Raw genomic sequence first — 21,952 nt, 5'->3', positions numbered from 1 at the left:
CACGAAGGAGTGAAGAACACATGACTGCCAAGACCCCGTTGACCCTGATCGGCCTGGGCCCGATGGGCCAGGCCATGGTCACCCGGTTCCTCGACGCCGGCCACCCGACCACGGTCTGGAACCGCACCCCGTCCCGGGCCGACGCCGTCGTCGCCAAGGGCGCCGTCCGGGCCGCCACCGCCGCCGACGCCGTGGCCGCGAACCGGCTGCTGGTCCTCAGCCTCACCGACTACGCGGCGATGTACGAGATCCTCGACGGCGTCGACCTCGCCGGCCGCGTCGTGGTCAACCTCAGCTCCGAGACGCCGGACAAGACCCTCAAGGCCGCCGCCTGGCTCGCCGAACGCGGCGCGGAGCTGCTGGTCGGCGGCATCATGGCGAACGCGGAGATGGTCGGCCACCCCGACGCGTACGTCTTCTACAGCGGACCGCGCGAGGTCTTCGACCGGCACGCCGACACGCTCGCCGTGCTCGGCAGGCCCGACTACATGGGCGAGGACCACACCCTGGCCCAGCTGCTCTACCAGGCGCAGCTGGACGTCTTCCTCACCTCGCTGGCCGCGATGCTGCACGGCATCGCCCTGGTGAAGTCGGCGGGCGTCACGGCCGAGCGGTACGCGCCCTACCTCAGCGACAACGTCTCCACGCTGTCGATGTACGTGTCGGGCATCGCGCGGCACGTCGACTCCGGCGAGCACCCCGGCGACCTCGCCAACACGGCCATGATGGGCGCCACCGCGGCGCACGTGGCGGGCGCGAGCGAGGCCGCCGGGATCGATTCCACGCTGCCCGGGGCGGTGAAGTCCCTCTACGACCGCGCCATCGCGGCGGGGCACGCCAAGGACAGCTTCACCGCCCTGATCAACGTCATCCGGGGCTGATCACACGGGGTTCAGGCCGGGGTTGCGGTCCTCGACGACGAACGACTTGAGCGTCGTGGCCCCGGCCCCGGCCGTGCGCACGTACGGCAGCGTGCGGAAGTCCGCCCGCATCTCCCGCGCGGTGAACTTCGTCCGCACGTACCCGCGCCGCCTGCTGTGCAGCTTGATGTGCGGGTTCAGCCGCAGCTGCACCTGGTCGACGGTGTCGTTGCCGTCGCCGCCGGAGGTCACCGACGAGCACACCAGCTCGGTGCCCACGGTCGGCGACGACGCCGGGTCGTGCCAGTCCAGCTTCACGTCCGCCGCGTAGTGCGCGTGCACGTCGCCGGTCAGCACGACCGCGTTGCGCACGCCCGCGTCGACCCACCCGCGCGTCACCCGGTCGCGGGAGGCCAGGTAGCCGTCCCACCCGTCCATGGAGACCTCCTTCTCCGGCCCGTCCTTGCGGTCGCGCTCGGCGAAGAACACCTGCTGGCCCAGCACGTCCCACCGCGACCGGGACCGGCGGAACCCGTCGAGCAGCCACTCCTCCTGCGCCGCGCCGGTGATCGAACGGGTCGGCAGCCCGGCGTCCGCGCAGGTCTTCCACCCGTCGCCGCACGCCTGGTCGTCGCGGTACTGCCGGGTGTCGAGCATGTGGAAGTTGACCAACCCGCCCCACTGGGCCCGCCGGTAGAGCTGCAGGTCGGTGCCGTTGGGCCGCGCCCCGCGCCGCAGCGGCATGTTCTCGTAGTACGCCTGGAACGCCGCCGCCCGCCGTGCGGCGAAGGCCGGGTCGGGCTGCTCGGGCACGTCGTCGGCCCAGTTGTTCTCGATCTCGTGGTCGTCCCACACCACCAGCCAGGGCGCCACGGAGTGCGCGAGCTGGAGGTCGGCGTCCGTCTTGTACTGCGCGTGCCGCAGCCGGTAGTCGCCCAGCGTGCGCGTCTCCGGCCCGAGCACCGGCCGCACGTCCGCCGCCTTGGCCGCGTACTCGTACTGGTAGTCGCCCAGGTGCAGCACCACGTCCGGGTGATCCTCGGCCAGCCGCCGGTACGCGGTGAAGTAGCCCTCGCCGAAGTGCGCGCACGACGCGAAGCACATGGTCAGGTCCTGCCCGAGGACCCACGGCTCGGGCGTGGTGCGGGTGCGGCCGACGGGGGACAGGTGGCCGTCGACGCGGAACCGGTAGAAGTACTCGCGGCCGGGCCGCAGGCCGAACGGCTCCACGTGCACGCTGTGCCCGAGCTCGGGCCGGGCGGGCTGCACGCCGCGCCGCACCACGCGCTGGAACCGCTCGTCCTCGGCCAGCTCCCAGTGCACCGGGACGACCCGGTCGGGCATGCCGCCGAGACCGTCCTCGGCGAGCGGCCGCGGCGCGAGGCGCGTCCACAGCACCACGCCGTCGGGACGGGGGTCGCCGGAGGCGACGCCGAGGGTGAAGGGGTCGTCGAGCTTGGGGAAGCCCGCGCCGGTGGTGGCGAGCGCCACACCGGCCACACCGCCGATGAGCAGGGAACGTCGGGTCACCGCAGTCATGCCCGACACCGTTGCCGACCAGGTTGGCGACCAGGTGAACGGCGGTGTTACACGAGTGGACGACTTCACCCGGCCGGTAGCGGGGGGTCGTTGAAGCGTTGGCACTCGCGTGGGTAGAGTGCTAGATGCACGGCACCAGCAACCGCCCCGACCCCCGCGACGGCGGGGTGGCAGGAGCCGTAACGCAACCTGCCAACGCTTTCGACGACCGTGGAGGTCAGCCCGGTGAGCGTGAACATCAAGCCGCTCGAGGACAAGATCGTCGTCCAGGCCAGTGAGGCCGAGACCACGACCGCTTCCGGCCTCGTGATCCCGGACACCGCGAAGGAGAAGCCCCAGGAGGGCAAGGTCATCGCGGTGGGCCCCGGCCGGATCGACGACAAGGGCAACCGCGTCCCGGTGGACGTGGCTGTCGGCGACGTCGTCATCTACTCCAAGTACGGCGGCACCGAGGTCAAGTACAACGGCGAGGAGTACCTCATCCTCTCCGCCCGCGACGTGCTGGCCGTCATCAACTGACGCTCGGCTGACACGCAAGACGCCCCGGCGAACCCCTCACCGGGGCTCCCGGGGCGTTTCGCATCAAGAGAGGCGTAGGCAATGCCCAAGCAGATCAGCTTCGACGAGGACGCTCGTCGGGCACTCGAGCGCGGCGTGAACAAGCTCGCGGACACGGTCAAGGTCACCCTCGGCCCGCGCGGCAGGCACGTCGTCCTGGACAAGAAGTTCGGCGGGCCCACCGTCACCAACGACGGCGTGACCATCGCCCGCGAGATCGAGCTGGACGACGCGTTCGAGAACCTCGGCGCGCAGCTCGCCAAGAGCGTCGCCACCAAGACCAACGACGTGGCGGGCGACGGCACGACGACCGCGACCGTGCTGGCCCAGGCCATGGTCCGGGTCGGTCTGCGCAACGTGGCCGCCGGCGCGAACCCGATGTCGCTCGGCGTCGGCATCCAGGCCGCGGCCGAGGCCGTCGTGGACGCCCTCAAGGCCAAGGCCACCCCGGTCAAGGGCCGCGACAACATCGCCCAGGTCGGCACCGTCTCGTCCCGTGACGAGTCCATCGGCGCCCTGCTCGGCGAAGCCATCGAGAAGGTCGGCGAGGACGGTGTGATCACCGTCGAGGAGTCCTCCTCGATGGCCACCGAGCTCCAGATCACCGAGGGCGTGCAGTTCGACAAGGGCTACGTGTCGGCGCACTTCGCCACCGACCTCGAGGCCCAGGAGGCGGTGTTCGAGGACGCCCGCATCCTGCTGCACCGGGAGAAGATCTCGGCCCTGGCCGACCTGCTGCCGATCCTGGAGAAGGTCGCCGAGGCCGGCAAGCCGCTGGTGATCATCGCCGAGGACGTCGAGGGCGAGGCGCTGTCCACCCTGGTGGTCAACGCCCTGCGCAAGACGCTGCGCGTGGTCGCGGTCAAGGCGCCGTACTTCGGCGACCGCCGCAAGGCGTTCCTGGACGACCTGGCCGTCGTCACCGGCGCGCAGGTCATCGCGGCCGAGGTCGGCCTCAAGCTGTCCGAGGCCAACCTCGACGTGCTGGGCACCGCCCGTCGGGTCGTCGTGTCCAAGGACAACACGACCATCGTCGACGGCGGCGGCGCCAAGGCCGACCTGGCCGGTCGCGCGGAGCAGCTGCGCCGCGAGATCGAGGCCACGGACTCCGACTGGGACCGCGAGAAGCTGCAGGAGCGGCTGGCCAAGCTGTCCGGCGGCATCGCGGTGATCAAGGTCGGCGCGGCCACCGAGACCGAGCTGAAGGAGCGCAAGCACCGCATCGAGGACGCGGTGTCGGCGACCAAGGCCGCGGTCGAGGAGGGCATCGTGCCCGGCGGCGGCTCGGCCCTGGTGCACGCGGCGAAGGTGCTCGACGGCGGGCTCGGCCTGTCCGGTGACGAGGCGACCGGTGTCGCCATCGTCCGCGAGGCCCTGGGCTCGGCGCTGTTCTGGATCGCCGCGAACGCGGGCCTCGAAGGCGCCGTCGTGGTGAACAAGGTGCGCGAGCAGGACTGGGGCTTCGGCCTCAACGCCGCCACCCTGGTCTACGGCGACCTGCTCGAGGCCGGGATCATCGACCCGGTGAAGGTGACGCGCTCCGCGGTCACCAACGCCGCTTCCATCGCCCGCATGGTGCTCACCACGGAGAGCGCCGTCGTGGAGAAGAAGGAAGAGGAGCCCGCCGCCGCTGCTCAGGGCCACGGCCACGGCCACGGTCACTGACCAGGCGTTATCGGTCGGGAATCGCGCGAACGGGAGGGGCGGCACCCACGAGGTGTCGTCCCTCCCGCGCGTTCGGCGTCAGGCGGGCGTCAACTGCCGCTTGCGCGCCTTGATGATGCTGTCCCGCTCGGACTCCGACAGGCCGCCCCAGATCCCGTAGGGCTCCTGGACCGCCAGGGCGTGCCGCCTGCACATCTCCAGCACCGGGCACGACAGGCACACGGCCTTCGCCCGCGCCTCCCGCCGAGCCCGCGCCGGTCCGCGCTCCCCGTCCGGGTGGAAGAAGAACGCGCTGTCCATCCCGCGGCACGAGCCGCGCATCTGCCAGTCCCACAGATCCGCGTTGGGACCGGGAAGCCTTCGGGTGTCCGCCATCGAGACCGCCTCCTTGGCCCATGGACGAGAACTGCTCCATTCGGCTTAACGATGATCCACCGTAGAACCGCGCCAAAACTTGTTCAAGGGGGTGCGGGGGCTTTTGCCGGCAATTCATACGATGGGTGATCGATGAGCGCCCGTGCCGGAGTTGCCGGTGACGTCAGGTGAACGGACGATGTCAGCGTGATGACGCCCCCCGACCACACCGGGACCGTGCCGGAAACCGGCCAGGAAACCGGTGCGGCGGAAGAAGATCCCGCGCATTCCGTGACCCTCTCGGTGGCCGCCGTGGCCCGCAGGCTCGGCGTCGCGCCGGCCACGCTGCGCACCTGGGACCGCCGGTACGGCCTCGGACCCAGTGATCACACAACCGGGCGACACCGGAAGTACGCGCCACTCGACGTGGCCCGGTTGGAGCTGATGCAGCGGGCCCTGCTGCGCGGCGCTTCGTCCGCCGAGGCCGCCAAGTACGCCCTCGCCAGCCCGGTCCGCGCGCCGCTGGCGGCCGTGCCCGCGTCGCTCACCGGGGGTGAGCTCGACGGTGGTGCGGCGCCGACCGGTGGGCGCGGCCTGAAGCTGCAGGCGGCGAACCGGCGGGCGCGCGGGGTGGGGCGGGCGGCGTTGGCGATGGACTCGGCGGCGGTGCAGACGCTGCTGGCCGACGCGATCGAGGCGGACGGCGTGATCACGACGTGGGACGAGGTGGTGCGGCCGGTGATGGCCGCGATCGCGGCGAGGTGGGAGCACTCCGGCGCGGGGGTCGAGGTGTCGCACCTGGTGGAGGAGTGCGTGCTGGCCGCCGTGGTCCGCGCGACCCCGGTCGTGGCCGGCCCGCGCAACCACCGTCCCGTGCTGCTGGCGTGCATGCCGGACGAACGGCACAACCTGCCGCTGTACCCGTTGGCGGCGGTGTTGGCGCAGCGCGGCGTCGGCGTGCGGCAGTTGGGCGCCGCGCTGCCGATGGACGCCCTGGCCTCGGCCGTCCGCCGCACCGCACCGGCGGCCGTCGTGCTGTGGGCGCAGCTGCCGCGCTACGCCGATCCGGGTGTGGTGACGGCTCTGCCGAGGACCCGCCAACAGGTCCGCGTGTTCGCCGGGGGACCGGGCTGGGAACGCGGCGTCGTGCCACAACCGGCCGAACGGATCAACGACCTCGCCACCGCCGCGGACGCCATCGAACGCGCCGTCTGCTGACCCGCCCACCCCGCCTCGGGCCTGGCCGCCCTCGCCCCGCACTCGACCGGCCCTGCTCCTGGCTCCTGCTCCGCAGGGGTCCCCGCCAGAGGGACCCCTGCTTTTACCCTGCCACGAAGGTCCGACAATCCGACGCGTCCGCGCGCTGCCTGTGGACAACTGCCGTCACGGGGCGCCCCCCGCTGGTCCTGAGCGTTCAACTCGGGTGTTCTGGACGTAGGGCACGGTCGTTCCGGACGTTGGGCACGCGAGTGAGGTGGGTGGAGCGGTGGGGGTGCGGGAGGCGGCGTTCGGGGATCGGCCCGAGGCCGACGTGTGGGCGGCGTTGCGGGGCGGGCCGGAAGAGCGCTGGTTGACGGCGGTCGTGCTCGGTGGTCAGGGGCACTACGCGGCGGCGGCGTCGGTGCTCGGTGAGCTGATCGGGCGCGGTGGGTTGTTCGGGTCGTTGGCGGCGTCCACTCTCGCGTCGCACCGGCGGCAGTTGGGTGGCCACGCGGCGGCACGCGTGCTCGACGGGCGGGCGCTGGCCATGGTGCCCGAAGGCGACGACCGGGACCGCGACGACCGGGACCCTGATGACCGAGACCATGACGACGTGGACCCCGACGACGTGGACCCGGCCGGTGCGCGGGCGGACGCGCTCCTCGGGCTCGCCGCCGACGCGGTCGGCACCGGCCGGCTCGAAGAAGCACGGCGGCTGCACGCCAGGGTCGAGCCACGCGGGTGGCGCAGCCGGGTGCGCCACCAGTGGCTGGCCGCCGAGATCGCCTTGGCCGGCGGTCACGCCGAGCAGGCGGTCCACCCGGCCGAGGTGGCCGCCGCGACCGCCCGGGAGGCCGGCGCAACGCGACACATCCTCAAGTCCGACCTCGTCCTCGGTGCGGCATTGGTGGTGTGGGGGACACCCGAAAGCGTCGATCGCGGGGTGGAAGTGCTACTGTGTGACCTAAATCACACTGACCGTCGAGGGCTTTTCTCGTTGATCTGGCCGACGGCGCTTGTCCTGGCAAACGCCCTGGCAGACCGCACTTTTGCGGGCGCGGAAAACGTGAAGGAACGCGCCGAAAACGCTCTGAGCTGCGTGTTGCGCAGAGCCGACCCGTCGGGTCGACGGCTCGCGGACCTCTCGCCGTGGATCCCGACATCGCTGCTCCGTTCCGGGGAACCCCCGAACGCAGACGCTGAGACGAACTTCTTGACGGATTAAGCACCGGATCGTGTCAAGGTTCGGCCTCTAGCGTCCGATAGGGGATGTGGAACGTCACTCGGCTGCAGGAAGGAGTCCCCGTGACCACGGTCCTTATTTGCGACGACCGGCGCAGTGTGCGGGAGGGTCTCACCCGCGTGATGTCGGCTGTCCCAGGGGTTAGCCGCATCGACTGCGTAGCGCACGGTGACGAGTTGTTGGCTCGGTTCTCTCGGCAGCCGGTCGACGTCGTACTGGTTGGCACCCAGCGCGCCGTCCCGACCGGGGTCGAAGCGACCCGACGACTCGTCTCGGCCAACCCGCAGGCAAACGTCATCGTCTTCGGCGCACCGGACGACGCGGGCAGCATCGCCGCCGCGATCGCCGGCGGAGCCCGCGGCTACCTGCGCTGGGACGCCTCGCGCCCCGAGCTGGTCGCCGCGCTGGCGCACACGCTCGCGAGCACGAGCGTGCCCGCGCCGCGCCAGCCGTCGGATCCGGGCGTCCAGCTAACCGAGCGCGAGCTCCAGGTGCTGCGCGGGATGAGCCAGGGCAAGAGCAACGGGCAGATCGGGCGTGAGCTCTACCTGTCCGAGGACACGGTGAAGACGCACGCCCGGCGCTTGTTCCGCAAGCTCGGCGTGCGCGACCGCGCCCAGGCCGTCGCGCACGGCTTCCGGCGCGGCCTCGTGTCCTAGCGCACGGGACTCAAGGGCTCGGGGCGCGGCCTCGTCGGACTCGTCCGGCGAGTCGCACCGGCACTACTTCCTCCAGCCACGGCCCGGCGACGTCATCAGGCGTCGCCGGGCCGCCGTGCGTCCACAGCGCGCTGTGAGGCCGCCGTGCACCCAACAGGGACGCTGTGAGGCCGCCGTGCCTCCAACAAGGACGCTGTGAGGTCGCCGGCCCCACGGGCCGCCGCGGATCACCGAGCTGTCCCGCACCGCCGGTTCCGGGCGTCCCAGGCCCGTCGCGCGCCTCCGGCGTGTCGGCTGGTCAGGTGAGGTCGAAAGACCCCATCTGGACCCCATTGCGGAACATTCGGCCGGACGACCGGTACGGTGAGCATCACCAGTACGGGCGACGTCGATCGTCCCGTGCTGTTCTTTGTCGGTACGCCTACGCGTAACACCAGGGCAGTTGTCTGCGATGACCAACTTGGGGGACGGACTGGACGCCGAAGTGGGCGCAGCCGTCGATGGCGACCGCCACGCGATCGAGCGGCTCCTGGCATCCATCCGACCCCTCGTGGTGCGGTACTGCCGCGCCAGAGTCGGAAGGCAGGAGAGGTCTTTCGCTTCGGCGGACGACGTGGCCCAGGAGGTGTGTCTCGCGGTGCTGACGGCCCTGCCCAGCTATCGCGACCAGGGTCGGCCGTTCTTGGCGTTCGTCTACGGGATCGCCGCGCACAAGGTGGCCGACGCGCATCGCTCCGCAGCCCGGAACCGGTCGGAACCGGTCCCGGAGGTGCCCGACGCCCCCGAGACGGAGGCCGGTCCCGAGCAGCGCGCCATGCAGGGCGAGCTGTCGGAGCGGATGGCCCTGCTCCTCAAGGTCCTTCCGGAGAAGCAGCGGGAGATCCTGCTGCTTCGCGTGGTCGTCGGCCTGTCGGCCGAAGAGACCGCCGACGCGGTCGGCTCGACGCCGGGCGCGGTTCGGGTGGCGCAACACCGCGCCCTGGCCCGCCTTCGCAAGACGTTGGCAGCGGAGGAGGTGGTCTGAGTGGCTGACCAGCACGAGAAGGGCAACGGAGAAGTCGTGCGCGGACGAGATGAGAGACCGCCGCAGTCTGATGACACCCTGACCGAGGACACCGCGGCCGAGCCGGGGGACGACCTCGCGGGCATCCGGGCTGATGACGCGCTGCTCGACGTGCTGGGCGGGCGCGACGGCGACCAGCCGGACTCGCTCGTCGACGACGAACTGAACGCGCTGCTGCTCGCCTGGCGGCGCGAGGTCGACCGCCCACCCATGGGTGAGCTGGTCGACACCGACACGGCGGTGGCCACGATCGCCGCCGCCCGCACCCAGCCGAGGGCCAGGCAGCGCCTCCTAATCCCCCTCGCCGCGGCCGCCGCCGTGCTGGCGATCGCGTTCACCGGGATGAGCCTGGTCGCGCGGGACGCCGAGCCGGGCGACGCGCTCTGGGGGCTGACCCGGGTCCTGTACTCCGAGCACGCGCGGTCGGTGGAAGCCGCCGTCGCCGTGCGCACCGACCTCGACACCGCTCGCGCGGCCCTGCGCGACGGCCGGTACAGCGAGGCCCGCGACGCGCTGCTCAAGGCGGGCGAGAGCCTGCCGTCGGTCTCGCCGGACGACGGCAAGGACGACCTCGCGCAGAAGCACGAGTCGCTGCTGGAGGAGCTGACCAGCACCACGCCGTCGCCGAACACGCCGACCACCGTCGGACCGTCCACGACGCCGGTGCTGCCCACGACCCAGCCCAGCCTGCCGTCACCGACGCTGACGACGACGCCGGATTCGATCACGACGACCGCGCCCACGACGACCACGGCGACGGTCCCGACCACGGACGGCACGGCCCAGCCGCCGCCGCCCACCTCGGGCGAGCCGACCAACGGCCAGACCAGGGGCGAGACGCAGACGCCCGGCGGCACGGACAGCGAGACCACGGCCGGGAACTGACCCCCTGAGCACGCGCGTGTGACGAAGCCCGCCCCAGGATGAGGGGCGGGCTTCGTCACATCGTCAGCGGGCGCTCTCGGTCGCGGTGACCCCGTCCGCGTAACCGCGGCAGTACTCCCAGCTGACGTAGGCCGCCGGGTCGGGGTCGTACGCGGGCTCGTGCGGGCGCATCCGGCCGTCGGCCAGCAGCTGCTCCAGGCTCGACCGCAGCAGCGCCCAGTCGTGGTAGTGCGGCTCCTGGCACTCGCCGCAGTCGACCACGATTCCCCTGACACCACGGGGTTCGAGCAGCGCCTGGTACACCGCGAGGTCGCTGAGGTCGCCGACCAGCTCGGCCCGCTCGGCGTCGTCCATCGGCGGGTGGTCGTGGTCGTGGTCGGGCTCGCCGAGGGCCCGGGCCGGGTCCTCCGGGTCGCCCGCGAACGGGTCTGGTGGCAACGCGTCGTGCGGCACGACCCCGCACGGTACCGGGCGGACCCCCGGCCACGTCCAGATACCATGACCTGAACCCATCGCCGCTGCGTGGCACCCGATCCGCGGCGGCGGGATCGCCGCACGACGGAAGGCAAGCCAGCCGCCATGACCAGCGAGCTCAACGCTGACGGAGTCCCGCCCAAGTTCGCCATGCTGGGACTGACCTTCGACGACGTACTGCTGCTGCCCGCCGAGTCGGAAATCGTGCCGAGCGGCGTGGACACCAGCACCAAGCTCTCGCGCAACATCACGTTGCGCGTGCCGCTGGCCTCGGCGGCGATGGACACCGTGACCGAGGGCCGGATGGCCATCTCGATGGCCCGCCAGGGCGGCATCGGCGTGCTGCACCGCAACCTCTCCATGGAGGAGCAGGCGCGCCAGGTGGAGACCGTGAAGCGGTCCGAGGCCGGCATGGTCAGCGACCCGGTGACGTGCACCCCGGACGACACGATCCGCCACGTCGACGAGCTGTGCGCGCGCTACCGGATCTCCGGCGTGCCGGTGACCGACGAGAACGGCAAGCTCGTCGGCATCATCACCAACCGCGACATGCGCTTCGAGGTCGACCACTCGCGCAAGGTCAGCGAGGTGATGACGAAGGGCCCGCTGGTCACCGCCCAGGTGGGCGTGTCGGCGGAGGCCGCGCTCGGCCTGCTGCGCCGGCACAAGATCGAGAAGCTGCCGATCGTGGACGGCGACGGCAAGCTGCGCGGCCTGATCACGGTCAAGGACTTCGTCAAGACCGAGCAGTACCCCAACGCCTCGAAGGACCCGGACGGCCGGCTGCTGTGCGCCGCCGCGATCGGCGTCGGCGACGACAGCTTCGCGCGGGCGATGGCGCTGGCCGACGCGGGCGTCGACGTGATCATGGTCGACACCGCGCACGGCCACCAGCGCAACGTGCTGGAGATGGTCGCCAAGGTGAAGAAGGAGCTGGGTGACGAGGTCGACGTGGTCGGCGGCAACGTCGCCACCCGCGCCGGTGCCCAAGCGCTGGTGGACGCGGGCGCGGACGGCGTGAAGGTCGGCGTCGGCCCCGGCTCGATCTGCACCACGCGCGTGGTCGCGGGCGTCGGTGTGCCGCAGATCACCGCCATCTACGAGGCGAGCCTGGCGTGCGGGCCGGCGGGCGTGCCGGTGATCGGCGACGGCGGCATCCAGTACTCCGGCGACATCGCCAAGGCGATCGCGGCGGGCGCGAGCGCGGTCATGCTCGGCAGCCTGCTCGCGGGCACGGCCGAGTCGCCGGGCGAGCTGGTGCTGGTCAACGGCAAGCAGTTCAAGACCTACCGGGGGATGGGCTCGCTGGCCGCGCTCCAGGGCCGCGGCGAGGCCAAGTCGTACTCCAAGGACCGCTACTTCCAGGACGACGTGCTGTCCGAGGACAAGCTGGTGCCCGAGGGCATCGAGGGTCGCACGCCGTTCCGCGGCCCGCTGTCCACGGTGGTGCACCAGCTGGTGGGCGGCCTGCGCGCGGCCATGGGCTACACCGGCTCGAAGACCGTCGCCGACCTGCAGCGCAAGCAGCTGGTGCGGATCACGGCGGCCGGGTTGAAGGAGAGCCACCCGCACGACATCACCATGACCGTCGAGGCGCCGAACTACACGACCCGCTGAATCGGATCGCCTTGGGCTAGTGTTCGCAGGTTCCGCCGGCTTCCCCCGGGGACCATCAGCTCCACGGAAGGACGACAAAGGTGCGCGATCTGGTCGAGATCGGCATGGGCCGGACCGCGAGGCGGGCCTACGAGCTGGACGACCTCGAGATCATCCCGTCCCGCAGGACCCGATCCTCGAAGGACGTCTCGACGGCGTGGCAGATCGACGCCTACCGGTTCGAGATCCCGCTGATCACCCACCCGACCGACGCGATCGTGTCGCCGGGCACGGCGGTCGCGATCGGCGAGCTGGGCGGCATGGGCGTCCTCAACGCGGAGGGCCTGTGGGCCCGCCACGGTGACGTGGAGGAGGCCCTGTTCCGGCTGGTGCAGGCGGTGGAGGACACCGACGACCCGGCCGCTCCGGTGCGGGTGCTCCAAGAGCTGCACGCCGAGCCCGTGCGGATGGACCTGATCGCCGAGGCGATCAAGCAGGTGCGGGAGTCGGGCGTCACGGTGGCGGTGCGGGTCAGCCCGCAGCGCGCGGCCGAGCTCACGCCGGATTTGCTGGCGGCGGGCGTCGAGATCCTGGTCGTGCAGGGCACGATCATCTCGGCCGAGCACGTCTCGCGCGACGGTGAGCCGCTGAACCTGAAGTCGTTCATCGCGGACCTCGACATCCCGGTGATCGCGGGCGGCGTCGGCGACTACCGGACCGCGATGCACCTGATGCGCACGGGCGCGGCTGGCGTGATCGTCGGCTACGGCTACACGCCGGGCGTGACCACGACGGACTCGGTGCTCGGCATCGGCGTGCCGATGGCGACGGCCATCTCCGACGCCGCCGCGGCCCGCCGGGACTACCTGGACGAGACCGGTGGCCGGTACGTGCACGTGATCGCCGACGGTGGCGTGCTGACCAGCGGCGACATCGCGAAGTCGATCGCGTGCGGCGCGGACGCGGTGATGCTGGGCGAGCCGCTGGCGGCGGCGTCCGAGGCGCCGGGCCAGGGCCTGTACTGGACGGCCGCGTCGGCGCACCCCTCGGTGCCGCGCAGCCACGTGTCGACCGGCGTGGACCAGGTCGTCGACCTGCGCACGCTGCTGTTCGGCCCGTCGGTGGACCCGCGTGGCGTGACGAACCTGTTCGGCTCGCTGCGGCGGGCGATGGCGAAGACCGGCTACTCGGACCTCAAGGAGTTCCAGAAGGTCGGCCTGACCATCCGCGGCTAGGAGAAGCTCGAAGAAGCCCCTGCTCCAGGCGGGGGCTTTTTCACGCCCTGAGGTGCCTGGATCGATCGAGCACTAGCCTGTTACCGCGAGTTACGCCTAATCTCCCAGCCATGGGTGAACTCGCCGGTAACAACACCGACTACGACGTCGTGGTGGTGGGGTCGGGCTTCGGTGGCAGCGTCGCCGCGCTCCGGCTCACCGAGAAGGGCTACCGGGTGGCCGTCATCGAGGCCGGCCGCCGGTTCGCCGACGACGAGTTCGCCGAGACGTCGTGGGACCTGCGGCGATACCTGTGGGCGCCCGCGCTGGGCTGCTACGGCATCCAGCGCATCCACGCCCTGCGCAGCGTGATGATCCTGGCCGGCTCGGGCGTCGGCGGCGGGTCGCTGGTGTACGCCAACACCCTGTACCGGCCGCTCAAGCCGTTCTACGCGGACCGGCAGTGGGCGCACATCACCGACTGGGAGGCCGAGCTCGCCCCGTTCTACGACCAGGCGAGCCGGATGCTGGGCGTGGTGGAGAACCCGACCACCACGCCGTCGGACGTGGTGATGCGGCGGGTCGCCGAGGACCTTGGCGTGGCCGACACCTACCACCCGACGCCGGTCGGCGTGTTCTTCGGCGAACCCGGCAAGCCGGCCGAGGACCCGTACTTCGGCGGCGCGGGCCCGAGCCGGACCGGCTGCACGCAGTGCGGCGCGTGCATGTCCGGCTGCCGGGTCGGCGCGAAGAACACCCTGGTCAAGAACTACCTCTACTTGGCCGAGCGCAACGGCGCGCGGGTGCTGCCGCTGACCACCGTCACCGACCTGCGCCAGGCGCCCGACGGCACGTGGGCGATCGGCACCCGGCGCACGGGCGGCAAGCTGCGCAAGGGCAGGCGGACGATCACCGCGGGCCAGGTCGTGCTGGCCGCCGGCACGTGGGGCACCCAGCAGCTGCTGCACCGGATGAAGGCCGAGGGGACGCTGCCGAAGCTCTCGGCCAAGCTCGGCGAGCTGACCAGGACGAACTCCGAGTCGATCATCGGCGCGGCCCGCTACACGGTGGACGAAAAGCGCAACTTCAGCCAGGGCGTGGCGATCACGTCCTCCATCCACCCGGACGAGCAGACCCACATCGAGCCGGTGCGCTACGGCAAGGGCAGCAACGCCATGGGCCTGCTCCAGACGCTGGCCACGGACGGCGCGAAGTCCACCCCGCGCATCCTGCAGTTCCTGTCCCAGGCGGTGCGCCACCCGCTGCGGCTGGCCCGGCTCATGTCGGTGCACCGGTGGAGCGAGCGCACGGTGATCCTGCTGGTGATGCAGAGCCTCGACAACTCCATCACCACGTTCACCAAGAAGGGCCTGTTCGGCCGCAAGCTCACCTCGAAGCAGGGGCACGGGCAGCCGAACCCGACCTTCATCAAGGCGGGCCACGAGGCCAACCTGAGGGCGGCCGAGCACATCGACGGCATCGCGGGCGGCACGTGGGGCGAGCTGTTCAACATCCCCCTGACCGCGCACTTCATCGGCGGCTGCCCGATCGGCTCGGACCCGGCAGGCGGCGTCATCGACCCCTACCACCGGGTCTACGGCTACCCGGGCCTGTCGGTCGTGGACGGCTCGGCGATCTCGGCGAACCTGGGCGTGAACCCGTCGTTGACCATCACCGCGCAGGCCGAGCGGGCGTTCTCGGTGTGGCCGAACAAGGGCGAGCCGGACCAGCGCCCCGACCAGTCCGCCGGCTACCGGCGGATCGCCCCGGTGGCGCCGAAGAACCCCGCCGTCCCGGCCGGGGCGCCCGGTGCGCTGCGGCTGCCGATCGTGGAGGTCAAGTCGACCTGATCGCCCTATGGTGGGTTGTGTGGCAACGAAGCCGTTCGCGTCCAGCGCCGACCTCACCCCCAAGGACGAGCGGTTCGTCGAGCTCGCCGACGGCGTCTACGCCCTCACCGCCGAGGGCGACCCGAACGTCGGCGCGATCGAGGGCGAGGACTTCCTGGTCTGCGTCGAGGCCAGGGCCACGCCGACGGCCGCCCGGCGCTGGCTCGACCGGCTCCGCGAGCGCACCGACAAACCCGTCCGCCACCTCGTCCTGACCCACTACCACGCGGTCCGCACGCTCGGCGCGAGCGCGTTCGACGCCGCCGAGATCATCGCGCACGAGAGCACCAGGGCGTTGATCGCCGAACGCGGCCGCGAGGACTGGCTCAGCGAGTACGGACGGATGCCGCGGCTGTTCGAGGAACCCGAGACCATCCCCGGCCTCACCTGGCCCACCGTCACGTTCTCCGACCGCCTCACCATCCCGCTCGGCGGCGACCGGGGCGAGGTGGAGCTGCGCTTCTGCGGACGCGGCCACACCGCGGGCGACGTCGTGGCCTGGCTGCCGCACCAGCGCATCCTGTTCGCCGGCGACCTGGTCGAGTCGCAGGCCGCGCTCTACACCGGCGACGCGTTCCACGACGAGTGGGCCACGTCGACGTTGGACCGGGTCGCCGCGCTGGGCGCCGAGCAACTCGTCGGCGGTCGCGGCGCGCCCGCCCGCGACCGGACCGAGGTCGACGCGGCCATCGCCCAGTCGAGGCACTTCCTGGACGAGCTCCGCCGCACGGTCGGGACCGTGCACCTCAGCGGCGGCACGGTGAAGGACGCGTTCGAGGCCGCGCACGCCGCCCTGGCGCCGCGCTACGGCCGGTGGCCGATCTTCGAGCACTGCATGCCGTTCAACGTGCAGCGGTACTGGGACGAGCGCGACGGCGTCGACTGGCCCCGGATCTGGACCGCCGAACGGGACCGCGAGGTGTGGGAGGCGCTGCGATGAACCCGGACCCGCGGTGACACCCGTGGCATCTGCCGCCGGTGCTGAGGTGACGCCGGTGCTGCCTGTGCTGGTGGTCGGCGCGGGCCCGGTGGGGTTGACCGCCGCGCTGCTGCTGGCCCGAGCCGGCGTGCCGACGACCGTCCTGGAGGCCTCCGCGCGCCGCGAGGCCGTCGGCAGCCGCTCCATCTGCGTGCACCGGGACGTGCTGAACATCCTCGAACGCGTCGGCGTGGGCCAGGCCGTCGTGGACGCCGGCGTCACCTGGTACCGCGGCCGGACCTACTTCCGCGACCGCGAGGTGCTCACCGTCGAACTGCCGCGCGACGCAGGCTTCCCGCCGTTCGTCAACACCCCGCAAACCACCGTCGAGCACATCCTGCACGCGAAAGCCCTGGCAGAACCCCTCATCGACCTCCAGTACGGGCAGCGAGCCGTGCACGTCCGGCAGACCGGCACGGTCACCGTCCACACCGGCGACCGCACCTTCGAGGGCACGCACTGCGTGGCCGCCGACGGCGCCCACTCCACCGTCCGCGACCTGCTCGGCATCCCGTTCGAGGGCCACTCGTTCGACGACCGGTTCGTCATCGCCGACATCCGGGTCGACCTGGGCCACCCCGAGCCGGAGCGCCGCTTCTACTTCGACCCGCCGTGGCACCCCGGCCGCCAGGTGCTCGTCCACCCCCAACCCGACGGCGTCCACCGCATCGACTGGCAGGTCCCCGAGGGCTTCGAGCTCACGCCCGACCACGTCCGGGCGATCACCGGCGACCGCCCGTACGAGGTCCTCTGGCAGTCCACCTACCGCTTCCACCAGCGCCGGGCCGCCCGCCTCCGCGTCGGCCGGATCCTCCTCGCGGGCGACGCCGCGCACGTGATGAGCCCGTTCGGCGCGCGCGGCCTCAACTCCGGGATCTGCGACGCCGACAACGCCGCCTGGAAGATCGCCCTCGACCGCGCCGGCGAGGCGGGCCCGCACCTGCTGGAGTCCTACGACCGGGAACGTGCCGCGGCCGCCGACGAGAACCTCCGCGTCACCGGCGCGACCATGCGCTTCCTCGTGCCGCGCACCCCGGCCGAACGCGCCCACCGCCGCCACGTCCTGGAGCACGCCCTCACCGACCAGATCGACTCCGGCAAGCTCTTCGAGCCCTTCGCCTACCGCGACTCGCCCCTCACCACCAACGGCGACGGCGCGCTCCGCCCGGACAGCCACCGCTACGGCCCCGGCTTCACCGTCGAGGGCGACGCCCTGATCCGCCCCGACGGCCACACCGCCGCCACCGGGACCGACCTCGACCGGGCGCTGCGCCGGGCCAAGGGCTTCACCTCCGCCGAGGCGTGACGGTGAACCCGTCCGGCTTCAACGTCAGCATCTCCGCCACCCGCAGCTCGTAGTCGGCGGACGTGACCAGCTCGTACCGCCGCAACACCGTGGCCAGCGCCAACGTCGCCTCGTGCACCGCGAACTGCCGCCCGATGCACGCCCGTTCGCCCGTCCCGAACGGCTTGTAGGCGTGCGCGGGCCGCGCCTTCACCTCCGCCGGCGCGAACCGGTCCGGGTCGAACGCCTCCGGCGACGCCCACACCGACGGGTCGCGGTGCACCAGCGGCAGCAGCACGAGCGCCCACTGGCCCGCCCGCATCGGGTACCGCCCGCCGAGCACGGTGTCCGCACGGGCCTCCCGCGCGAACCCCGGCGCCGTCGGCCACAGCCGCAGCGCCTCGTCCAACACCCGCCGCACGTACCGCAGCTTCGTGACCTGCTCGAACTCCGGCACCTCCGCCGAGCCCCACACCGCGTCGATCTCCGCGCGGGCCTTCTCCACCACCTCGGGGTGCCGCGACAGGTAGTACAGCGCGAACGACAGCGCGCCGGACGTCGTCTCGTGCCCGGCGATCAGGAACGTGATCACCTGGTTGCGGATGTTCACCTCGTCCAGCTCGCCGGACGACAGCATCAGCCCGAGCAGGTCGGACCCGCCCGACCCGCGCCGCGACCGCACCACCTCGTCCACGACCCGCGCCAGGTAGGCCAGATCGCGCTGGTAGCGCTCCTCCGCCTCGCGCCCGAACACCCGGCGCAGCAACGGCACCACGAAGTTCTTGCGCTGCGCGTACCGCAACGACCCGATCATCGCCCTCACGAACGGGTGGGTCTCGGACCGCGAGAACGACTCGAACGAGTACCCGAACCCGACCCGCCCGATCGTCTCCAACGTCAGCTTCGTCATGTCGCCGGAGACGTCGACGGCACCACCCCGGTCCCACTTCGCGACCAGCTGCGCGGTCACGTCCACCATCGTCGGGTGGTAGGCGCGCATGGCGCTCTGGGTGAACGCGGGCAGCAGCACCTCGTGCGCCGCCTTCCAGTTCGGCTCCTCGTTGTAGGCGGTGAACAGCCCGTCCCCGCCGACGTCCCGCAACGCCTCCACGCCCAGCGCCAGGTGCTTGGCGAACCGCGTCTCGTCGGCCAGGTCCGCCGCCAGCGCCGCCCCGCCCACGAACACGATCTCCTGGTCCAGGAACCGCCGCGTGAAGATGGGGCCGAGCTCGCGCCCCATCCGCATGGTGTCCTGCACGGGCGTCCGCCGGTTCGTGCCGAGCACGTCACCCAGGAACGGCACCCGCCACTTCGGGTGGGGGATCACCGCCGCCGTCATCGCTTCCCCCGGTTCGCCGTGCCGACCCGCCGCATGACCTCGTCGTTCGAGATCCGCCTCTGCAACCCCGCCGAGAACGCCGGGAACGCGCCGCCGAGCAGGCTCGCCGCCCGCAGCTCCACCGGCGCCACGTTCACCTCCGCCCGGTCCTCCTCGACCGCCCGCACCACCGCGTCCGCGACCTGTCGCGGCGACACCGTCCGCATCCCCGCCGGGGGCTTCGCGCCCGTGTCGGCGAACATCCCGGCGTCCCGCACGAACCCGGGCTGCACGATCGACACGCCGACCCCGCTGCCGCGCAGGTCTTCCCGCAGCCCCAGCGCGAAACCGCGCAGCCCGAACTTCGTCGCGTTGTACAGGGACGCGTACGCCGACGCCACCTTGCCCGCCAACGACCCGATGAGCACCAAGTGCCCACGCCCGGCCGCCACCATCGACGGCGCCAACCCGTGCGCCAGCGCGATCGGTGCCTCCAGGTTCACCGCCAACGCCCGCTTCACCTGCTCGGACGTGAAGTCGACCAGCGCACCACCGGCGGGCAGCGCCGCGTTGGCGACGAGCACGTCCACCGCCCCCGCCTCGGCCAGCAACCGCTCGACCGCCCCCTCCTCGGTCAGGTCGGCCGCCACCGCGCGTCCCCCGACCTCGTCGGCGAGCCGCTCCAGCTCGGCCACCTTCCGCCCGGTCAAGACCACCTTCGCGCCACGACCGGCCAGCGCACGGGCGATCGAGTGCCCGATCCCACCCGTCGCGCCGGTCAACAACACGGTCGATCCCGAGACCCGCATGCGCCCTCCCGATACTGTTCGTTCGAACGAACAGTATCGCGGATCCGCCGATCCGTCCCATGGCGGACAATGAACGACATGACGAGACCGGCCGAGACGAGGCAGCGGATCATCGCGGCCGTGCTGCGGATCATCGGTGACGACGGCGTCGCCGGCGTGACCAACCGGCGCATCGCGCACGAGGCGGGCGTCTCGCTCGGCTCCGTCACCTACCACTTCGCCACCCAGCAGGACCTGCTGCGGGAGAGCCTGCGGCACTTCGTCACCGAGGAGACCAGGCGCTTCGGCGAACTGGCCACCCGCAACGACACCCAGTGCGCCGACCTCGACCAGGTCGTCGACATCGTCGGCCAGGTCGCCGAGGCCACGGGCACCGACAGCGAGCGCATCGCCCCGTACGAGCTCTACCTGCACGCCGGCCGCGACCCGGAGCTCCGGGCCGCGGCCGCCGAGTGCTTCGCCGCCTACGACAAGCTCGCCGAGACCGTCCTGGCGTCCATCGGCGTGAAGGACGCCGACCAGGTCGCCAGTGCCGTCGTCGGCATGGTGATGGGCCTCAAGCTCCGCGCCCTCGCCACCGGCTCCGGCACGGACGACCTGGTCAACGGCCTGCTGATGCTCGCCAAGGGCGCGCTCAGAGAGTGATGCCGGTGAGCACCATCGTGCGTTCCTCGGTGAAGTCCACCATCGCCGACCGGACGCCTTCCCGCCCGGTGCCCGACCCCTTCACCCCGCCGTACGGCATCTGGTCGGCCCGGTAGGACGGCACGTCGCCGATGATCACCCCGCCGACCTCCAACTCCGCCGCCGCCTCGAACGCCACCGTCACGTCCTTGGTGAACACACCGGCCTGGAGCCCGTACTCCGTCGCGTTGGCCTGCTCGAACGCCTCCTCCACCGAGTCCACCACCGCCACGGCCAGCACGGGCCCGAACACCTCCTGGTGCCACAACTTCGCGTCCACGGGCACGTCCTGCACCACCGCGGGCTCGACCGACGTGCCCGACCGCCCACCGCCGACGTGCAGCACCGCGCCACCCGCCACGGCCTCCTCGACCCACTCCGCGACCCGCCGGGCGTTGTCCTCGTCGATGAGCGGCCCGACCTCCACCTCGGGGTCGTGCGGATCCCCGGTCTTCAACCCCCGAACCGCCTCCACCAACTTCGGCACGAACTCGCCGGCCACGTCCCGGTGCACCAGAACCCGCTGCACCGCGATGCACGACTGCCCCGCCTGGTAGTTCCCGAACGTCGCGATCCGCCCGGCCGCGAATTCCAGGTCATCCCAATCCGCGCACACGATGGCCGCCGAGTTCGACCCCAACTCCATCACCACGTGCTTGCGCGGCGCCGAATCCGCCAACGACCACCCGACCTCCGTCGACCCGGTGAACGAAATGACGGGCAACCGCTCGTCCGTCACCAAGGCCTTCATGTCCGAACCACGCACCGGCAGCACGGAGAAAGCGCCCTCCGGCAAGCCGGTCTCCGCCAACAACTCACCCAACAACAACGCCGACAACGGCGTCGCCGAAGCCGGCTTCACGATCACCGGCGCCCCCACCGCCAACGCCGGCGCCACCTTGTGCGCCACGAGGTTCAACGGGAAGTTGAACGGCGCCACCGCCAACACGGGCCCACGCGGCACCCGTCGAACAACCGCCAACCGCCCTTCACCAGTGGCATCCGTGTCCAACCGCTGCAAGTCACCGGTGAAGCGCCTCGCCTCCTCCGCCGCGAACCGAAACGTGTTGACCGCCCGCTTCACCTCGACGTTCGCCCACTTCAACGGCTTGCCGTTCTCCGCCGTGATGGTCTCCGCGATCTCCTCCGCCCGCTCCTCCAAAGCCCGGGACACCTGCAACAGCGCAGCCGCCCGCACGTGCGCCGGCGTCCGCCTGAACTCCTTCGCCACCGCCGCCGCGGCGGCAACGGCCCGCTCCACCTGCTCCGGCCCCGGCACCGCGACCGAGGCCACCTCTGTTCCATCGAACGGGTGATGGACAGTGAGGGCGGAAACGCCCTGCTCGGCGTGTCCGGCAATCCAACAAGGCCGTGGCTGCGGCGTAAACGCGTCCATGCCGAACACCGTATGCCCGACTCGCGCAGTTGGACCTATTGATCTTCGAACTCCGCCCGGACGCCACCCCCGACGGCCCGGAAGCCTCCGGCGAGCCCGACGGACCCCGGTGGTACCGCCGCCCCCAACCGCTCAGCCCGACGGCGCGCCGAGACCACCCGACCCCACCCGCCCACAACGGACCCGCACATCCGCACCTAGGCCCGATTTGACATGGGTTCGGGTGCCATAGGCTGGTCGAAGCCGGGCAGGCTTGGCGGACGCTTTTCCCGCCAGGCCTGC

20 protein-coding genes are annotated in these 21,952 nt (G+C 71.7%); 14 read left to right on the top strand and 6 right to left on the bottom strand.

Annotated elements, in window-relative coordinates; translation table 11 throughout:
- Positions 1–20 precede the first annotated feature (20 nt).
- Complete coding sequence (locus AB0I91_RS41700; RefSeq protein WP_498783453.1) at positions 21–881, top strand: NAD(P)-dependent oxidoreductase; 861 nt, start codon at positions 21–23, stop codon at positions 879–881.
- Here AB0I91_RS41700 and AB0I91_RS41695 read toward each other — a convergent pair whose 3' ends face one another.
- On the bottom strand, positions 882–2,399 hold the full coding sequence (locus AB0I91_RS41695) for an alkaline phosphatase D family protein (protein ID WP_499641798.1): 1,518 nt from the start codon (positions 2,397–2,399) through the stop codon (positions 882–884). It abuts the gene before it with no gap.
- Positions 2,400–2,624: 225 nt separating this feature from the next.
- Here AB0I91_RS41695 and groES point away from each other — a divergent pair, with 225 nt between their 5' ends.
- Together groES and groL are read left to right on the top strand one after the other, a co-directional pair.
- The gene (gene groES / locus AB0I91_RS41690) at positions 2,625–2,918 is read left to right on the top strand and encodes a co-chaperone GroES (protein ID WP_015105192.1); all 294 of its coding nucleotides are present in this window, start codon (positions 2,625–2,627) and stop codon (positions 2,916–2,918) included.
- A gap of 81 nt (positions 2,919–2,999) precedes the next feature.
- Positions 3,000–4,622: a chaperonin GroEL gene (groL, locus tag AB0I91_RS41685; RefSeq protein WP_498783457.1), complete on the top strand. Its 1,623-nt coding sequence runs from the start codon at positions 3,000–3,002 to the stop codon at positions 4,620–4,622.
- A gap of 78 nt (positions 4,623–4,700) precedes the next feature.
- Here the strand turns inward: groL and AB0I91_RS41680 are convergent, their stop codons facing one another.
- A complete protein-coding gene (locus AB0I91_RS41680; RefSeq protein WP_033428626.1) occupies positions 4,701–4,997 on the bottom strand; it encodes a WhiB family transcriptional regulator in 297 nt (98 codons plus the stop codon).
- A 189-nt stretch (positions 4,998–5,186) separates the two neighbouring features.
- Between AB0I91_RS41680 and AB0I91_RS41675 the strand changes: the two genes are divergently transcribed.
- The 5 genes from AB0I91_RS41675 to AB0I91_RS41655 all read left to right on the top strand — a co-directional run bounded on the left by AB0I91_RS41675 (position 5,187) and on the right by AB0I91_RS41655 (position 10,026).
- Positions 5,187–6,194: a MerR family transcriptional regulator gene (locus AB0I91_RS41675; RefSeq protein ID WP_499641800.1), complete on the top strand. Its 1,008-nt coding sequence runs from the start codon at positions 5,187–5,189 to the stop codon at positions 6,192–6,194.
- A 268-nt stretch (positions 6,195–6,462) separates the two neighbouring features.
- Entirely contained in the window at positions 6,463–7,401 is a 939-nt protein-coding gene (locus tag AB0I91_RS41670) for a hypothetical protein (protein WP_499641795.1), read from the top strand.
- 80 nt (positions 7,402–7,481) lie between these two features.
- Positions 7,482–8,078 (top strand): response regulator transcription factor, encoded by a 597-nt coding sequence (locus AB0I91_RS41665; RefSeq protein ID WP_015805222.1) that lies wholly within the window; start codon positions 7,482–7,484, stop codon positions 8,076–8,078.
- Between the two features lie 451 nt (positions 8,079–8,529).
- Positions 8,530–9,102, top strand: coding sequence for a sigma-70 family RNA polymerase sigma factor (locus tag AB0I91_RS41660; RefSeq protein ID WP_158844722.1), 573 nt, complete (start codon positions 8,530–8,532; stop codon positions 9,100–9,102).
- Positions 9,103–10,026, top strand: coding sequence for an anti-sigma-D factor RsdA (locus AB0I91_RS41655; protein ID WP_498783461.1), 924 nt, complete (start codon positions 9,103–9,105; stop codon positions 10,024–10,026).
- 63 nt (positions 10,027–10,089) lie between these two features.
- Here AB0I91_RS41655 and AB0I91_RS41650 read toward each other — a convergent pair whose 3' ends face one another.
- Positions 10,090–10,539: a DUF5319 domain-containing protein gene (locus tag AB0I91_RS41650; RefSeq protein ID WP_123745329.1), complete on the bottom strand. Its 450-nt coding sequence runs from the start codon at positions 10,537–10,539 to the stop codon at positions 10,090–10,092.
- A gap of 66 nt (positions 10,540–10,605) precedes the next feature.
- Between AB0I91_RS41650 and guaB the strand changes: the two genes are divergently transcribed.
- From guaB to AB0I91_RS41625, 5 genes are all read left to right on the top strand, one after another.
- On the top strand, positions 10,606–12,117 hold the full coding sequence (gene guaB / locus AB0I91_RS41645) for an IMP dehydrogenase (RefSeq protein WP_498783463.1): 1,512 nt from the start codon (positions 10,606–10,608) through the stop codon (positions 12,115–12,117).
- Between the two features lie 80 nt (positions 12,118–12,197).
- Positions 12,198–13,331: a GuaB3 family IMP dehydrogenase-related protein gene (locus AB0I91_RS41640; RefSeq protein WP_230572404.1), complete on the top strand. Its 1,134-nt coding sequence runs from the start codon at positions 12,198–12,200 to the stop codon at positions 13,329–13,331.
- A 110-nt stretch (positions 13,332–13,441) separates the two neighbouring features.
- On the top strand, positions 13,442–15,160 hold the full coding sequence (locus tag AB0I91_RS41635) for an FAD-dependent oxidoreductase (protein ID WP_499611567.1): 1,719 nt from the start codon (positions 13,442–13,444) through the stop codon (positions 15,158–15,160).
- Positions 15,161–15,179: 19 nt separating this feature from the next.
- Positions 15,180–16,139 carry an MBL fold metallo-hydrolase gene (locus tag AB0I91_RS41630; RefSeq protein ID WP_498783468.1) on the top strand — a complete coding sequence of 320 codons (960 nt, stop codon included), beginning with the start codon at positions 15,180–15,182 and terminating at the stop codon, positions 16,137–16,139.
- 55 nt (positions 16,140–16,194) lie between these two features.
- Entirely contained in the window at positions 16,195–17,484 is a 1,290-nt protein-coding gene (locus AB0I91_RS41625) for an FAD-dependent monooxygenase (protein WP_499641793.1), read from the top strand.
- Here AB0I91_RS41625 and AB0I91_RS41620 read toward each other — a convergent pair.
- Both AB0I91_RS41620 and AB0I91_RS41615 read right to left on the bottom strand, forming a co-directional pair.
- Complete coding sequence (locus tag AB0I91_RS41620; protein ID WP_498783471.1) at positions 17,465–18,802, bottom strand: cytochrome P450; 1,338 nt, start codon at positions 18,800–18,802, stop codon at positions 17,465–17,467. The two genes, AB0I91_RS41625 and AB0I91_RS41620, sit on opposite strands and share 20 nt — an antisense overlap.
- Positions 18,799–19,590, bottom strand: a complete 792-nt coding sequence (locus tag AB0I91_RS41615; protein WP_498783473.1) for an SDR family NAD(P)-dependent oxidoreductase — start codon at positions 19,588–19,590, stop codon at positions 18,799–18,801. Before AB0I91_RS41615 ends, AB0I91_RS41620 begins: the two co-directional genes overlap by 4 nt.
- A 78-nt stretch (positions 19,591–19,668) precedes the next feature.
- Here AB0I91_RS41615 and AB0I91_RS41610 point away from each other — a divergent pair, with 78 nt between their 5' ends.
- The gene (locus AB0I91_RS41610; RefSeq protein ID WP_498783475.1) at positions 19,669–20,235 is read left to right on the top strand and encodes a TetR/AcrR family transcriptional regulator; all 567 of its coding nucleotides are present in this window, start codon (positions 19,669–19,671) and stop codon (positions 20,233–20,235) included.
- Here AB0I91_RS41610 and AB0I91_RS41605 read toward each other — a convergent pair.
- Entirely contained in the window at positions 20,225–21,670 is a 1,446-nt protein-coding gene (locus AB0I91_RS41605) for an aldehyde dehydrogenase family protein (protein ID WP_498783477.1), read from the bottom strand. The two genes, AB0I91_RS41610 and AB0I91_RS41605, sit on opposite strands and share 11 nt — an antisense overlap.
- Between the last annotated feature and the right edge of the window lie 282 nt (positions 21,671–21,952).

Source organism: Actinosynnema sp. NPDC049800 (genome assembly GCF_040656635.1).
Taxonomy (GTDB): Bacteria; Actinomycetota; Actinomycetes; order Mycobacteriales; family Pseudonocardiaceae; genus Actinosynnema.
This window is presented reverse-complemented; position numbering and strand designations above follow the sequence as displayed.